17 protein-coding genes and 1 riboswitch are annotated in these 16,376 nt (G+C 37.6%); of the genes, 1 reads left to right on the top strand and 16 read right to left on the bottom strand.

Annotation, left to right across the window (positions count from 1 at the left end):
• The first annotated feature begins 162 nt into the window (after positions 1-162).
• Positions 163-411 carry a ferredoxin gene (locus tag LKW28_RS15255; RefSeq protein ID WP_116352407.1) on the top strand — a complete coding sequence of 83 codons (249 nt, stop codon included), beginning with the start codon at positions 163-165 and terminating at the stop codon, positions 409-411.
• Between the two features lie 224 nt (positions 412-635).
• Here the strand turns inward: LKW28_RS15255 and LKW28_RS15250 are convergent, their stop codons facing one another.
• The 16 genes from LKW28_RS15250 to LKW28_RS15170 form a co-directional block, all read right to left on the bottom strand.
• Positions 636-1,448, bottom strand: coding sequence for a histidinol-phosphatase (locus LKW28_RS15250; RefSeq protein WP_229141210.1), 813 nt, complete (start codon positions 1,446-1,448; stop codon positions 636-638).
• Positions 1,449-1,523: 75 nt separating this feature from the next.
• Positions 1,524-2,222 (bottom strand): peptidoglycan DD-metalloendopeptidase family protein, encoded by a 699-nt coding sequence (locus LKW28_RS23165; protein WP_324255041.1) that lies wholly within the window; start codon positions 2,220-2,222, stop codon positions 1,524-1,526.
• 141 nt (positions 2,223-2,363) lie between these two features.
• Positions 2,364-3,599 (bottom strand): hypothetical protein, encoded by a 1,236-nt coding sequence (locus LKW28_RS15235; protein WP_229141209.1) that lies wholly within the window; start codon positions 3,597-3,599, stop codon positions 2,364-2,366.
• A complete protein-coding gene (gene sigX, locus LKW28_RS15230) occupies positions 3,571-4,122 on the bottom strand; it encodes an RNA polymerase sigma factor SigX (RefSeq protein ID WP_229141208.1) in 552 nt (183 codons plus the stop codon). The genes LKW28_RS15235 and sigX overlap by 29 nt, the downstream gene beginning before the upstream one ends.
• Before the next feature lie 112 nt (positions 4,123-4,234).
• Positions 4,235-4,738, bottom strand: coding sequence for an ECF transporter S component (locus LKW28_RS15225; RefSeq protein ID WP_229141207.1), 504 nt, complete (start codon positions 4,736-4,738; stop codon positions 4,235-4,237).
• Entirely contained in the window at positions 4,738-5,151 is a 414-nt protein-coding gene (locus tag LKW28_RS15220) for a DUF4430 domain-containing protein (protein ID WP_229141206.1), read from the bottom strand. The genes LKW28_RS15225 and LKW28_RS15220 overlap by 1 nt, the downstream gene beginning before the upstream one ends.
• A 335-nt stretch (positions 5,152-5,486) precedes the next feature.
• Positions 5,487-5,707, bottom strand: a riboswitch (cobalamin riboswitch).
• 98 nt (positions 5,708-5,805) lie between these two features.
• Positions 5,806-7,587 carry an ATP-binding protein gene (locus LKW28_RS15215; protein ID WP_229141205.1) on the bottom strand — a complete coding sequence of 594 codons (1,782 nt, stop codon included), beginning with the start codon at positions 7,585-7,587 and terminating at the stop codon, positions 5,806-5,808.
• Positions 7,584-8,300, bottom strand: a complete 717-nt coding sequence (locus LKW28_RS15210) for a response regulator transcription factor (protein ID WP_229141204.1) — start codon at positions 8,298-8,300, stop codon at positions 7,584-7,586. Before LKW28_RS15210 ends, LKW28_RS15215 begins: the two co-directional genes overlap by 4 nt.
• A gap of 180 nt (positions 8,301-8,480) precedes the next feature.
• Positions 8,481-9,653, bottom strand: a complete 1,173-nt coding sequence (ccsB, locus tag LKW28_RS15205; RefSeq protein WP_229141203.1) for a c-type cytochrome biogenesis protein CcsB — start codon at positions 9,651-9,653, stop codon at positions 8,481-8,483.
• Between the two features lie 2 nt (positions 9,654-9,655).
• Positions 9,656-11,317 carry a cytochrome c biogenesis protein ResB gene (locus tag LKW28_RS15200; RefSeq protein ID WP_229141202.1) on the bottom strand — a complete coding sequence of 554 codons (1,662 nt, stop codon included), beginning with the start codon at positions 11,315-11,317 and terminating at the stop codon, positions 9,656-9,658.
• 13 nt (positions 11,318-11,330) lie between these two features.
• On the bottom strand, positions 11,331-11,861 hold the full coding sequence (gene resA, locus LKW28_RS15195; protein ID WP_229141201.1) for a thiol-disulfide oxidoreductase ResA: 531 nt from the start codon (positions 11,859-11,861) through the stop codon (positions 11,331-11,333).
• Between the two features lie 163 nt (positions 11,862-12,024).
• The gene (gene rluB, locus LKW28_RS15190; RefSeq protein WP_229141200.1) at positions 12,025-12,759 is read right to left on the bottom strand and encodes a 23S rRNA pseudouridine(2605) synthase RluB; all 735 of its coding nucleotides are present in this window, start codon (positions 12,757-12,759) and stop codon (positions 12,025-12,027) included.
• A 126-nt stretch (positions 12,760-12,885) separates the two neighbouring features.
• Positions 12,886-13,419, bottom strand: coding sequence for a spore maturation protein (locus LKW28_RS15185; RefSeq protein WP_229141199.1), 534 nt, complete (start codon positions 13,417-13,419; stop codon positions 12,886-12,888).
• Positions 13,416-14,015: a nucleoside recognition domain-containing protein gene (locus LKW28_RS15180; RefSeq protein ID WP_229141198.1), complete on the bottom strand. Its 600-nt coding sequence runs from the start codon at positions 14,013-14,015 to the stop codon at positions 13,416-13,418. Before LKW28_RS15180 ends, LKW28_RS15185 begins: the two co-directional genes overlap by 4 nt.
• A 2-nt stretch (positions 14,016-14,017) precedes the next feature.
• Entirely contained in the window at positions 14,018-15,163 is a 1,146-nt protein-coding gene (locus LKW28_RS15175; protein WP_229141197.1) for a D-alanyl-D-alanine carboxypeptidase family protein, read from the bottom strand.
• A gap of 105 nt (positions 15,164-15,268) precedes the next feature.
• Positions 15,269-16,147 carry a superoxide dismutase gene (locus LKW28_RS15170; RefSeq protein ID WP_229141196.1) on the bottom strand — a complete coding sequence of 293 codons (879 nt, stop codon included), beginning with the start codon at positions 16,145-16,147 and terminating at the stop codon, positions 15,269-15,271.
• Between the last annotated feature and the right edge of the window lie 229 nt (positions 16,148-16,376).

The raw sequence follows: 16,376 nt of genomic DNA, 5'->3' as shown, positions 1-16,376 counted from the left end.
CTTTTCCGATAAGCAATCTCGCTGTATATTTATATTGAAAAGTTTTGTGAACAGCTTTACAATGAGATATGAGGAAACTGTTCTCATTTTATGTGGAAGTAGGATGGGGAACTAATATAAATATATGTTAATACATGTAATGATTTCGGGAGGTTTAAACACATGGCAAAGTATACCATTGTTGACAAAGAAACTTGTATCGCTTGTGGTGCATGTGGTGCAGCAGCACCTGACATCTACGATTACGATGATGACGGTATTGCATTTGTAACACTTGATGATAACCAAGGAATTGTTGAAATTCCAGACATATTAGAAGAAGATATGATCGATGCATTTGAAGGCTGTCCAACTGACTCCATCAAAGTTGCAGACGAGCCATTTGATGGGGATCCATTAAAATTTGAATAGATCATTCAAAAAATAAAAAACAGGCTGCGAAAGCCTGTTTTTTTTATTTAGAAAACTATAAAATCCGACCATGTGGATAAATTAAACATAGTCTATCTACATCCAGCTCCAGCGCCTAGCCCCTCGAGGTCACAAGCCAATCCATCAAGAAGGTCAAAGGGCAACCTTCTGGCTGTCTTTTCTTGTGCTTGTCGGGGCTGTTCAAGGCGCTTGCGCTTTTGTTCTTATCCAAGCGGAACTTCTTTTCGTTCCCCTTTTTCAAATGTCATCAGAGTTTTGTAACCAACACTTTTTGCTAACTCAATCGCTTGATCAAAATCAGCACCTACGTCTTGTGGACGATGTGCATCAGATGATAACACAATCGGAATATTTTTATCAAAGCACATTTGCAGTAATCGTGGATCTGGATAAAGCTTACCGATTGGCTTTCGCAATCCAGCGGTACTAATTTCAACACATGTTTTTGAATTTGCTAAGGCAGTTGTTGCACGATCAAATTGGTGTAACAGAAATTCTTCATCCTCAGGTATATATTTGAAAATTTTGACAAGATCAATATGACCAATAATATCAAATAAGTTTGATTCCGCTAAGGTGATCACTTGATCATAATATTTCGTATATGTATCATGTAAATCCCGTTTATCCCATTCTTCACGGAACTCAGCAAGGTCAATTCCAAAATCCCCGACCCAGTGAATCGATCCAATCACATAATCGAAATCATAGGATGAAATAAATTTTTCCATTTCGGCATGTTTTCCAGGTGTATAGTCCATTTCAATCGACATTTTGACATCGATATTATTTTTCCAGGCAAGCTTAAATAAATCTACATAATCCTTCATGTCGTAATATCTTCTCGCATCAACCCAAGGATTACTAAGAATATCTTTTGTCTGATAGAAATGATAGGCGTGCTCAGATATCCCAAAACGGTCAATCTTCTTACGCTTTGCTTCGTCAATAAACTTCATTAAATAACCTAATTCAAGTGTACCAAGCTCTAAATGATTATGATAATCAGTACGCATATGATTTCCCCCCTAGAAGTTTTTATCATTATACATGAACAAGCTTCTATTGGGAATGAAAAAAAGTGAAATTATTTAGGTTTTTTCAATTATTAAAACCTGATTCGGGAAAATTAAATCACCTGATAACTGATTTAATGCTTTAATCGCTTCAACTGAGATCCCTACCTTATCTGCAATGACAGAAAGAGATTCTCCCTCTTTCACTGTATACGTTTCAAGCTTCTTTGAAACCTCAATTCCCTCCTTCTGCATAATCACAGGAACAAGAATTTGTTCGTCTGTCAGCATATAAAGAGGATCTATTGCATTATTTCGGGAAGAATTCCATTCCCCATTATGCACTTCAAAATGTAAATGTGGCCCAGTTGAATTTCCTGTACTTCCAATATGTCCAATCAATTGGCCTTTTTCAACAGTTTCTCCTTCTTGAACACTACGTTTACTTAGATGTGCATAAACCGTTTCATAACCATTGGGATGTTCAATAAAAATGACATGTCCATAGGAGCCTCTGAAACTTGAACTTTTAACAATCCCTTCCTCAACTGCATATATGTGATCTCCAATCGGAGCAGCGATATCTAAACCTTTATGATTCCCTTGCCTCGTACCAAACGTATCAGTGATTCTTCCTACGACTGGCCATGCCCACTCTTCCGGTGTATTAGCTGCTAATTCCTGTGCGCTAGCACTGTGAACATTGATAATGAATAAACCTGTACAAGCTGCCATCGCAGCAACAATAGAAATCCGTCTTCCAAACAAAAGCATTAGTATCCTCCTCAAGATTTTAACAATTCGTGTTATAAAAATAAACACCCTTTCATTATTTGAAAAATTTTCTTAAATTATGTAAATAAATGCATGCATATTTTCTGGAACGATAAAAAAAAGAGACAACAAATTGCCTCTTTAGTGAATTGGTAGTAGATTTGGTGCTAGTGGTACAGGTGTTTGCTCTCCAAATCGAACACTTCCGATTTGATCGATATTTCCGTAAAACGTAACGGAGTCAAAATTAAATTCCTTAGCCGTTAGCATAATCGCATCCAACATTAAGATATACGGATCCGTATTCTCTAATACAGCATCATCACTGAAATGAACTTCTAAATTAGGACCGTCTTTTTTAATTTCCTTTATTTCACTGTTTATCGTTGGATGAAGGGCATAATCACCTTGATTCATGTCCGTTTTCATTGCTTCCAGAGCTTGCTCAACTGTTTGGTAATCCTCATAAGAGAGGGCTAAAAGTTTTTGACCGGACTCCCCGTTCATAAAATAAAAATAGGCCTTTTTTGTATCCTTTTCAACATCAATATGATTCTCAGTAATACCTGACTGTCCGATCATAATACCTTGTTGATTATTTTGAAAAAGTTCGACATGCTGAAAATCCTCTGCCAAATATCGGAATGAATTGATTGTTTGTGTAAATTCAGCTGATTGACCCGTTGCAAAGGACTCTGTTTGAATCGTATTATTTACATCGACCCTTACAGCTTTAGCCTGGTCCTTCGTTTCAATTTCTGAAAAATCCGCAAAATAGGACACGGGGATTTCATCAATACCCCACCCTATGTTTTGGCGAATAAATTCATTTACCTGTGAAATATTTTTTTGCCATTGTTCTATTATATCTTCACCATCTGATTCTACAACAATCGATACAATGGAAGGAAACATAACCCCTCCCAAATAAACACCATATGTTAAGAGAACTTCATTTTCCCCCACATCATTTACAGTGTAGCTTTGGCTAGGTTGCTCCTCAAATGAAGAAATACCAGCCTCTTCATCCTGTTTAGGTTCTTCCGCTTTTTGTAAAGTGCTGAATGATTCTTCTTGTGAAGCTGCTTCTTTATTGTCTGAATCCATTGCCATTTTCGAATTTTCTCTGGCCATTTCGGCAGAGTCGAAACTTGAACTATTCATATTATTTATGAAAGAAGGAGCTAAGATGAATAACAGAAGCGCTGCTGCCACAGATGCAATGGTAGGAACTAGCCAAACCTTTTTCTTTCGCTTATTCATTTTAAGGGTTATATTTTGATAAATTTCTTGTGGCTTACGGTTATCTTTTATTCCCGGCATTTGCGCTAGCATCTGCTCTAGTTGTTCATCGCTCCACTCTGATTTTTTCATCATCTACCCCCTCCTTTACACCGGATTCTTCCATGTATGTCTTTAACACCTTAAGGGCTCTATGCTGTGTTGTTTTTACCTTACTTTCTGTCCAGCCTAGGCTAGCTGCCGTCTCTGCAATCGAAAGAGATTGGATATAACGTAATATTAGCACCATACGCTGGTCGGTCGTACAGCGGTCCAAGCAATGATACATCATCTGAACTTGCTCATTTTGCAATGCGATTTCTTCTGGCAGTGGAGCAAAATCCTTTACCTCTTGTCGGCTCCAATCAAATGAATCCATAATTCGTTGTTTCCATCCCTTTTGTTTTCGAAATGAATCAATTGCAACATGTCTGGCAATTGAAAAAAGCCATGTTTTTTCACTGCTCTTTCCTTCGAATCTATCATATGATTTTAAAACTCTTATATAAACTTCCTGAACGAGATCTTCAGCCAGTTCACGATTTTTTACCATATAAAATAAGAAGGAAAACACATCGTGATGATACTTTTCATATAGTTCCTCAAATAAGGAATCCATTTTGCAAATCCTCCCGTTCATTTCATTAGTCGAGTGTTTATTAAAAAAAGTTACATTCCCAATATAGTATGTTTTCATAAAAAAAGGAAGAATATTTTGGCAATATTCTTCCTTACTTTGCGATTGTTACATTTTTTAAGAATAGTAGTCTTAAAATTGGATAAAGGATAAGAAAGAACACACCATTTCCAATTGCATGACTCATGTCAAAAGGCAGTCCAGCTAGATAATAAGCAAAAAACTTACCCGAGAATAAATAAAGTGGGATTGAGATCACAAAGCCATAAAGAAAACCGCAGAATACGGCATAGATGGCTAGAACCACGACTGGAATTCGCTCGCGATATTTTCGCAATAGACCACTTATTAAACCAATAAATCCCCATGCAAAGATTTGGCCAAGTGTCCATATGCCCATACCCATAACCAGATTGGATAATACTGAACTTAAAACAGCAACAATCACACCATAGATTGGTCCTAAAAATAAACTTGTTATGATGATAATCGCCGTTGTGGGCTGAACATTCGGAAGGAACGTAAACATAATTCGCCCCACAACTGATAAGGCGATTAGCATCGATAAAAGCGTTAAGTTTTTAACTGATAAATTCATTATTCCCAGGATTGCAGGTCAAATTCAATCTTGTCACCGGGCTCTAATTTATAATCAGCTGCCCCAACCATTAAATCTTCACCATTTACAGCAATATGCCAAAATGTTTTATCTGTGTCACTGCCTTCCACCCCGTCAATTCCGGAAATAAAACCGTCTTTCTCTACAATTTCAAAATTCTCCTGCATGATGTCCATCAAAGAAACTTCTTTACCTGCATCAATTTCGATTTCTTTTTCTTCGATAATTTCTTCTCCATTATTTTTTGATGTCACAACTGTTACGATTTCTGTGCTTTCCTCTTGGTTAGCTGTTTCAGAAGCTTTCGTATTAGACTTATCGTTTGTCGATTGGTCGTTGCTACAACCAAATAATAAACCTAATGATAGTAATGCAAATAATAATTTTTTCATGTTTCGAAATCCCCTTTGTGTTTAATAGTATGTGTATGTATAAGTGCCTTAAGCACCAAATACCAAAAAAAGATCAAATACGCCAAGGCGTATTTGCACCCGATTTTTAGGCCCACATGAAGTGGGTCATGAAGACGAAGACATCAGGATGTGGCGTTGTTAGTCTTCGATCTTACTGCTCGAAAAATTTCCTTTGAAAAATCGTGGCATCCGCCGGAGGCTTTAATTTTATATATAAAATTAAAAGCCCACCGTTTCGGGTGGGCTTTGTTAATGATTAGGAAAAACAACAAAAAAGCAAATAGCTTGATTGTTAATCCCCCACCCCGAAGAATTAAAAGACGATTGAAATAGGCAGGTCTACTGACTTAAGCTTCTTCCTACTTTGAGCCCTTCCCATATGATGAACAACATTTGCCATCCATTCATACAGTGGTTCTTCTCATTTCGTCCACTATTACAGTTGCGGGGGCAGTTCTGGTATCACACCAGATTCCCTATTAAGTCTAAAAGAATGATTAGATCATTCTTTGACACCTTAATTCTGATTTATTATTCTGTTTTTAATTAACATCCTTATATTACAAGAAGATTTTTTCTTTTACAATGAAAATGTTTCTTATGAAACAAGAATCTTCGCCACATTCTTTCAAATTACTCACTTTTTCGAGGGATTATGAATGTAAAAGTCGTTCCTTCGCCAAGATTACTGTGGACAGAAATATTTCCATTGTGAGCACTGATTATATTTTTTGCAATGGCAAGTCCTAATCCAGTACCAGATTTTCCTCTTGTTCTAGCTTTATCGGCCTTATAAAAGCGTTCAAATACAAAAGGAAGATCATCTTCCGGTATTCCTGATCCGGTGTCTCTGATATCCACTTTTATGGATGTTTCTTGTCCTGTTACAAGAACCTCAACCGTGCCGCCCTCATCAGTATGCCTAATCGCATTATCAATTAAATTTGTAAATACCTGCTCAATACGATCAGGATCCATGAAAATTTCACCGATATCTTCTTTATTTGCAGTTAAAGTAATTAAATTGTCCTTGGCCAGCCCCTGGAATTTTCGAATTACACGGCTGATAAATGTATCGAAATCAACATCTTCTTTATTCAATGTAATATGACCAGATTGCATTCTCGCTATGTCTAATAATTCATTGACAAGACGCCCCATACGTAGTGACTCATCATAAATGACCTTCGTAATTTCTTTTCGCTCTTCTTCAGAGCTTGCAATATCATCCATAATCGCTTCACTATATCCCTGAAGCATTGCAATCGGTGTTCTCAATTCGTGTGAAACATTTGCAATAAAATCCTCCCGTAGCTTATCCAGCCTTCTCTCTTCAGTCATATCACGAAGTACCGCAACTGCCCCTCTAATATACGTCTGATTATAGAGTGGGCTCATTAAAATAACCCATGTTCTTCCCTGGAGGCTTATTTCGATAAATTGCTCCTTTTCAAAGGAAACAGCTCGTTGAAATAATTCTTTTACTTCTGGCGGAAGCTCTTGACCAACTCCTTGATACATACCCTGTTGATAGTACCAAGCTTGAAGAAAGCGTTCAGCAGGAGGATTTGTAATTAAGATTGTTCCATCACGATTTAACGTGATAACACCATCCGCCATACTATTTAATATACTTGCAAGCTGCTCTTTCTCTTGATTTAGAGCGTTCATATTATATTTTAATTGCCTGCCCATTTGATTAAGAGCCAATCCCAAAGCACCAATTTCGTCATGTGTTAGAATGGGAACTTTCGTATCAAATTTACCTTTAGCGACTTCGGTAGCAGCTTCCCGCATTTTTCGTAAAGGAGCCGTAATTCGGGTCAATAAGAAAAAAGCAAAAACAGTCGTCAGAACGATCCCGATACCAGCTGCTAAAATGATAAATTGGGTTGTATGTTGGGTTGTTTGCTGAACAACATCTAATGATTGATAAAGATATACCGCACCCTTTTGATTATTTTCAATATGAAGTGGTGCTCCAACTACAAATAGCTCTTGGCTTTGGTTGTTTCCTGTATCGTTTTCTGGCACGATGATCTTCTTGCTTTTGTTTTGATCCTTCGTGATCACATTTTTTAAGTCTGGATCATCAGTTAACAGACTGACAGGAATGTTTGCAACTAATTTACGATCAGGCGACACCCAATATGTGTTTTTATCTGCTACTATAATGACCTTTGTTTCGTCATTCACGAGCTCCCAAGCAAGATTACGAGCAACATCTTTATCCTCATGTTGTTCCATTACGACAGCGATATTTGCTGCTAGTTGGGTTAAATTTCTCTCTGCTTCTTGAATATGATAATTCTCAAAATACTCCATAAATAAAATAGATAAAACAAATAATACAAAGGAAAACAGTAAAAGAATGGTTGCCCATAGTTTTCCTACTACACTTCGCCAAAATTTCATTCTTGGCCGACCTCAAATTTATAACCGACACCCCAGACAGTGACAATCATTTTGGCCGCATCTTGAGATACTTTGTTTAACTTTTCACGCAAGCGTTTAACATGTGTGTCAACCGTACGCAGGTCACCAAAGAACTCATAGTGCCATACCTCTTTTAACAATTGCTCACGGTCAAATACCTTATCTGGTGCTTTTGCTAGGTAGCACAACAATTCGTATTCCTTAGGAGTTAGGCCCACTTCTTTTCCGTCAGCAGTCACACGGTGTGCATCATTATCGATTGTTAGATGTGGGAATACGATAATATCCTTCGCTGTTGTTTCTGTTTGAAGGTAGGTTGTAAGTGATGCTCTTCTCAATAATGCTTTTACACGCAAAACAACCTCTCTTGGACTAAATGGTTTTACAATATAGTCATCTGTTCCAACTTCAAAGCCTTGAACGCGGTTTACTTCTTCGCCTTTAGCGGTTAGCATAATGATCGGAGTTGATTTCTTTTCACGCAACTCACGGCATACCTCAATGCCATCTTTTCCTGGCATCATGAGATCTAATAGAATAAGATCATATTCATTTTTTAATGCCTTTTCTACGGCATCATTTCCATTATCAGCTTCTTCTATTGCATAATTTTCTCTCTCTAAATACATTTTAAGTAAACGACGAATTCTTTCTTCATCATCAACAATCAAAATTCTAGCTTCGTTTTCCATTTTCTTATTCCTCCATTTTCTTTCCGAAAGAATATTTCTATACATCTCTATCGTACATAAAAATTTCATAATTTGCTATAACATATATCACACTACCTATCCAAAACGGCGGAAAAGTCGAAATTCCGACACAAACAATTGATAGAAAAGCCTTCATCATGACGATGAAGGCTTTCTCACTTATGCATATGAGTGCAATCCAGCAATAACTAGATTTACGAAAATCGTATTGAACATAATAATGAAAAATCCGACGACTGCCAGCCAAGCTGATTTTTCACCATGCCAGCCTTTTGAAAGTCTTAAATGTAAGAAGGCTGCATAGAAGAGCCATGTGATAAGCGCCCATACTTCTTTTGGATCCCAACCCCAGAAACGCGTCCAGGCTATTTGTGCCCAAATCATTGCAAAAATTAACGCTCCTAATGTGAAAACTGGAAATCCAATTGCAACTGATCGATACCCAATTTCATCAACTAAATCTAAATTTAATCGTCTGGTTAATGGCTGTAATGCCGCACCAATACGTTTACGCAGAATTAAACGAATTAGTCCAAATAAAATAGAACCCGAAATAATTGACCAAAGAACTGAGTTTACTTTTCTTGCACTTAATAACGCTGGTAATTCAATTCCACTAGAAAATTTGCCGTCTGTCAATAATTCACCTTCGTTAGGTATAACTAAAGCAGGTAATTTATACACCATTTCGGAGCTTACGCCTTCTTTATCAACCCATGAAAAGACTGATTCATATTTCATTGCCCCAAAGGCAGTTGTAATAGCTACGAAGCCTACAACAACAACAAGAATATACATAATAAATTCCAGCCAAAATGTTTTCTTGCTTTTGACAGACTGATCAACGGATTTCAAAAGATATAAGATCCCTGCAACAAAGCTAATGGATAGAATAGCTTGGCCTAATGCAGCTGTCGTCACATGGATATGCAACCAGTCACTCTGTAATGCTGGAATTAGTGGTGAAATTTCTTTTGAGAACATACTGCCATACGCAATAACCAATAAGGCAATAGGCAGAGTGAAAAGCCCTAATATGCTTGTTTTATAAATAAAATAAATGATGATGAATGCAAGGACTAACATCATTCCAAAGAATGTAATAAATTCAAACAAATTACTAACTGGCGCGTGTCCCGATGCAATCCACCTAGTAATAAAATAGCCTACCTGTGCTGCAAATCCAATGATGGTAATAGCTATTCCAATATGAGACCAGCGGTTATACCCATTTGAGCTTTTCTTATCTCTAATTGCGCCTCCAAAGATGAAGGTAGCCACAAGATAAAGAATAAAAGCAGCATAAAGAAGATTTGAGCTTAATTCAGCCATTTTTATCCCTCCTTATTTTCCGTATTTTTCGCATCAACTTGATCTATTGGTTCCGGGATACCTGTCTCCGCCAGAACATAACGAATTTCATTTTTTAGACCAAACCAGTTTTTATTCGTATGTGCGGCAACAATAACCTCGTTATTTTTTCGTTGAACCCAGATCCGACGATGATGCCAGTATGAACCTTGAATAACCCCAATCATGAAGATTGCTCCACCCAAAGCTAGTAACCATAATGTGAAGTCCCTTCTGACTGTTAACCCGGAGACGTTCTTCATTTCAATTCCAGCAAAAGCCATCTTGTATTTATTATCGCCCATTGGTTCAATATTTTGCTGAATGGCAACAAAACTAATTTCTCCATCAGGTTTATCAGGAGCTTTCATTTTAAATACAAATGCTGGGTTATTCGGAACCTTTGATTTAGTAGCCGGTTCACCTTTATCATTAAAAAAGAAATCAGGAAAATAACTTGCTAACTCGACCTGGTATCCATTTCCCAGATCATATTTTTCCTGGGGATCCCTTAAATTAATCGTGATTTTTCCAAAGTCCTCATCGGTATCTTTGTCAATCATATTAAAGGACATTGTACTAAATTCGTTAAGTTTATAATCTACTTGATAAAATGCATAATGGTCATGCTTTAACGGCTCATTTACGCGGATTTCATGAGATTTAATTTCTTTTAATTCTGGTTCAACTCCAGGGATAATCTCATCTGTACGTTCATACAACTTAACGTCAGTTTGATAGTTTTTAACAACCATCCCATTTCCAGCAATATCAAGCGCTTCATCAAAGACTTCTTTTTCTTTGCCCTTCTCATAAACTTCTACTAGGAAACGTTCGCTCTCTAAATAGTATTTTCCATGTGTTCCCGGAACACTTGCAGTTTCACCTTCACGAATCCAAAGAACCTCATCTACATACATTCCAGGTACAAACCGAAGCATTGCACCTATTAGAAATAGAATGAGTCCACAGTGGTTTACATAAGGGCCCCATCTTGAGAATCGGCCTTTTTCCGCTAATATATTCCCATTCTCTTCACGGACTGAATAATGTTTCTTTTTTAATTTTGCCTTAACTATTTCAAAGTCTTTTTCAACATTTTCAACTGTTTCTTTTCCATAGACACGTTGTCTTTTCAAAAAACTTTCGTGACGGGTAACACCTTGTTTTTTCAATGCCTTATACAGCGGTACGACTCGGTCAATACTACAAATAATCAACGAAATTCCAAGCATCGCGATAAGTATCATATACCACCATGAACCATATAGGTTGTGGAAGCCTAGTTGATAATATAATCTTCCGGTTATTCCATATTCTTGTTCATAGAAATCAGCTGGGCTCATGCTTGGTGGTATGTATAATTCTTGGGGATAAACCGTCCCAAGTGCTGAAGCAATTAAAAGCACAATAATGATCCAAACCCCTACTTTTACAGATGAGAAGAAGTTCCAAATTTTATCTACAATTGTTTTATTATAGGTTTGAGATCGTCTAGCACTTCCTTCATACCTCATATCAAGCAATTTCTTTTTCTCTTTATCTGTCTGAGTTGTTTCTTCGCTTTGGACAGGTTTTCCACAAGCCTCACAAAAAATTGTACCGTGCGGGTTCACATGCCCACATTCGCATTTTACATTTTCCATAAAAAATAACTCCCTATGGTTTTATTAGCTCCATATAGTCTTGGACCATCTTGCTTGTCATCTCACCAGTAATGATCTTTACAACTTTTCCATCTTTATCAATTAACAAAGTAGTTGGCAATGGATCAATTCCATAGGCATTCAGCAACTGGTTCCCCTTATCAATTGCAACAGGAAATGATAAATCGTATTTTTCGATAAAATTATTCACACTGAATTTCGGTTCTCCAACGTTAATCGCGATTATCTCAACACCCTGATCCTTGTATTCCTGATAGTATGTATCAATATATGGGAATTCACGTTGACATGGTTCACACCATGTTCCCCAAAAGTTTAAGAACACACCTTTTTCTCCTTTAAACTCTGATAGATGGTGTTCCTTCCCATTTAAGTCTGTCACGACAAAGTCTGGTGCCTTATCCCCCACTGCCACCTTTTCCTTACTTGTAAAGAAATTGATATACAATGTATAAACGAGCGCAGCGGCGAGAAGTAACAAAATAACGGTCCGAAGAACTAATCGTCGCTTTTTCTTATCCATTTGAATCTCCCTTTATTAGATATAATGTGTACTTTCCTATAATTGTGTACTTTCTTTGCCATTATAGCACTTAATAATATATTGACATTGCAAACATTTTGAAGGTTATGTGACAATTGAGAATCATTATTGAAGGACCTGCTGCTCTAAATGAGTCTGCAATCTATAAACGATTATCCTTCGTACTCGCTAAAGCTCTTAATTGTTTAACCTCATGCGGAAGCAGTTCTCTATACTCGCTGGTATGCAATCCTTGAAGGGTTAAAAAGCCAAATCTTTCTCTCTTAAGCTTCGTTACTTCATGCCCAATCGCCTCAAACATTCTTTTTACCTGACGGTTTCTTCCTTCATGAATGCTAATCTCAATAATAGACGTTTGTTTGCGCTTGTCCATGGATATAAGCTTCACTTTAGCAGGAGCTGTCTTTCCATCCTCCAGCTTAACGCCTCTTTCTAATTGACGAAGCTTTTCCTTAGGTGGAATGCCCTTAATTTTTGCCACATAAACCTTCTCAATCTCATACTTTGGATGCGTTAATAAGTTAGCAAACTCACCATCATTTGTTAATAAAAGCAATCCAGACGTATCATAATCCAGTCTTCCAACTGGATAAATCCGTTCTTTAATCTCTGGAAAAAAGTCAGTTACAACCTTTCTCCCTTTATCATCACTTACACTTGAAATGACAGACCGTGGTTTATAAAATAAAAAATAAACGGGTTCTTCTCTTTCTAGTGGAATACCGCTTACTTCAATTTTATCATTTGAGCCTACCTTAATTCCAAGCTCCTTCACAACTTTTCCATTTACTTTAACATGCCCTGCAACAATTAGCTCCTCTGCCTTTCTCCTTGAAGCTACACCTGCATGTGCAATTATTTTCTGTAGTCGTTCCATCTATGCTCACCCCTTAAACATCTTACTTGTTTCTGTGTATTTGTACAATAAAAACATTCTTTAGTATGCCCATCCCAATAGTTTCCTAATAAACCCAAAAAAGAAAAACACGCTACTTTGCGTGTTTTAAGATCCAAATATAAACGTAACGACAACTATACTTACGACTATTCCAAGTAAATCAGCTAAAAGGCCGACCTTGAGGGCATCACCCATTTTCTTGATTCCAACTGCCCCGAAATAGACTGTCAATACATAAAGGGTTGTGTCAGTGCTTCCTTGCATGATTGATGCCAGTCTCCCCAGAAAGGAATCAGGACCATATGTAGCAATGATATCAGTTGTCATTCCTAATGCAGCTGTACCAGACATCGTCCTTATTAAAGCTAATGGAGCAATTTCTGCTGGGAATCCTACGAACTCCAGAGCTGGGCGGATTAAATTAATGAAAAAATCCATTGCACCAGATGCCCTAAATATAGAAATTGAAACTAACATTCCAATTAAAAAGGGCATAATTGAAAAGGCAATTTTAATTCCTTCCTTTCCACCTTCTACAAATGTTTCATACGTGGGAATTCTTTTTATTGTTCCATATAAAAGGATAAATCCAATGATTCCGGGTATTAGCCAGAGTGACAAGTTGCTAATGATGTTCATTTATCTGCGCCACCCTTCTTCATTCTTCGGTAATAAAAATACCGGTCGATCAATACTGCACCAAAAGCCGAAATAAGGGTTACAATTAGTGTTGGACCAACAATTTCAGTCGGATTTGCAGATTCATAGGTCATCCTGATTGCAATTACTGTGGTAGGGACAAGCGTCACACTTGCAGTATTGATTGCTAAAAATGTTACCATCGAACGGCTTGCAGATGTTTTTCCGTCATTTAGGACCCTTAACTGCTCCATCGCTTTTATTCCCATTGGTGTCGCTGCATTTCCAAGCCCAAACATATTTGCAATCATGTTTGAAAGCATATATCCCATTGCAGGGTGGTCCACCGGCACCTCCGGAAATAAACGACTCACCAATGGACGAAACAATTTAGACAATTTTTCTAACAAACCTGCCTCTTGTGCAATTCTCATCAGTCCTAACCAGAAAACAAGCACACTTATTAACCCAATACAGATGGTGACAGCCTCTGAAGCTCCCTTAAAGATTGCTTCATTAACCTCACTAATCGTTCCATTTACAATTGCAAAGATAATCCCGATAATTGTCATTGCTACCCATATGATATTTACCATCGTTATCTAACCCCTAAAATTACTAGAAACATACTTTTCAATGTTTCCCAGAATGTTTCCTTTGGACGGTCAACACGACCATTATCAAAATAGATCGGCATTTCTTCTATTGTCTCATCACCAAGATTAACGGTAAGTGTACCTACAATATCAGGAACATTTTCTGGTTTCCGCCACTCTTTATGTTCAGGTTCAAGTAAATGAACATTGAGTTTTATATTTTTTTTCTCGTCTGAAGTCAGCGGATACATAAAATCATGATCGACAAACACTTTCCCTTTGTAAAAACTGCTGTCAGTTTTTAAATCGCCCTCTTTGACAAGCTTCACTAAATCATACGTTTCGAAAGCATGGTTAAACATATTCATATGATCATTCCAATCATCAGAAGCATTTATCGTGACAGCGATTAAATCGATTCCATCCTTTGATGCAGTAGAAACCAGGGTGCGTTTTGCACGCTTTGTATATCCTGTTTTCCCACCAGTGCTATACGGATAAAGCTTCGTAAGCAGCTTATTTTTATTTCTCCAAACACGATCCCATTTTTCAGTCGGATTCGGAGCACGGTGAACCTTTGTACCGGCTATTTCCCTATATTTTTCATTCTCCATCGCATATCGCGTTAGAATCGCCATGTCATAGGCTGATGAAAAATGGTTTTCGTGATCATCTAATCCATGCGGATTTGCAAACTCAGTATTTTGCATACCAATTTCCGCAGCTTTTTGATTCATCATAAACACGAAGCCTTCTAAACTACCGCCTACATGCTCGGCAATAGCAACTGCAGAATCATTGCCTGAACGCAGCATCAAACCATAAACTAAATCCTCCAGCTTGATTTGCTCATTCGGTTTTAGGTATAAAGAAGACCCTTCCGCACGCACAGCCTTATTACTTACCTTTACCATCTCGTTCATCTTTCCCGATTCAATAGCAAGAATAGCCGTCATAATTTTAGTAATACTAGCAATTCTCATTCGTTGATGGGCATTTTTTTCAAATAAAATTCTACCAGACTCTTGCTCTATTAAGATCGCACCCTTTGCACTAACAGTAAATGCGCTCGCTTTTTGAGGAAGGAAGCCTATGAGAACCATAACAATGATGATCAGTGTAACAACTCTTTTGCGAAATAATGTCATTCGATCCCCGTCCCTTTTGCCGTTTTGTAAAAGTGTATGCATAACATGTCCAACAAATAACACAAAAAAACTGACCAACACTTGGTCAGCAGATGAATATATTGCTTAGTATTGCTTCCATAGAAGTTTCGAAGCTTCATTGAATCGGTGTTCGACTTCATCCCAATTAACGATATTCCACCAATTTTCCACATAGTCTGCACGTACATTTTTATATTGAAGATAATAGGCATGTTCCCAGACATCAAGCACAAGCAAAGGAATCGTATCCCATTGGGTCATGAACTGATGACGTTCTGCTTGAAGGATTTCTAAGCGACCTGCTCTTGGTGACCATACCAAAATGGCCCAACCAACACCCTCCACCTTATTTGCTGCTTCACTAAAATGTCTTTTAAAGACATCAAAGCTGCCAAAATCCCTATTAATTTGGCGAAGCAATTCACGTCCAGGCATACCTCCGCCCTTTGGCTTCATGACATTCCAAAAAATCGTATGCAAATAATGACCTGAACCATTAAAGGCAGCTTCTCTTTCCCAATGCTTTATTAGGTAATAGTCACCTGTATTACGGGCCTTTTCCATCATTTTCTCAGCTTTGTTTAGACCGTCAACATAGCTCTTATGGTGCTTATCATGGTGGAGTCTCATGATTTCTTCTGAAATATATGGCTCTAATGCATCATAGGCATAAGGTAATGGCGGCAATGTATGCTGTCCAATTCCCACCCTTCTTGTATCTTGAAATCCCTCATTTTCCCCAGGTTGTTCAGCAAATCTTAAACCAGCATGATAAAGGTTCTTTACCTCTTCCTGTAATTCAAGCAGACTAGTTGGAGTTAGCTTTTCTTCTACGGAATTAAGGTAATTCGAAAAATTCGATAGTTCCAATTGAAGTTCTTCATCTCGTTCATTTTCAAATTGCTTATTCATCTCCAAAAACCATTTTCTAACGTCTTCCACATACTTTTCAGGGCTGCTCATCATTATCCTCCCTTATAATCAAATGCGCCTTGGCGTATTTGCGCCCGATTTTTTCGAGCGTGCTCGAAAAACTTCCTTTGAAAAATCGTGGCATCCGCCGGAGGCTTTGACTTTATTCAGTCGGGTCAGAACTTCGACTGAATAAAGTTAAATCGTCATTATCGTATGCGTTTTCCCTCTTTTCGTGTCTCAAACATTATGAACTATTAAACTTTGTATATTACTGAGG

This window comes from Bacillus sp. REN16, assembly GCF_020731355.1.
Classification (GTDB): domain Bacteria; phylum Bacillota; class Bacilli; order Bacillales; family Bacillaceae_L; genus Ferdinandcohnia.
The sequence above is the reverse complement of the archived record's forward strand: the minus strand, read 5'-3'. Positions and strand labels throughout refer to the sequence as shown.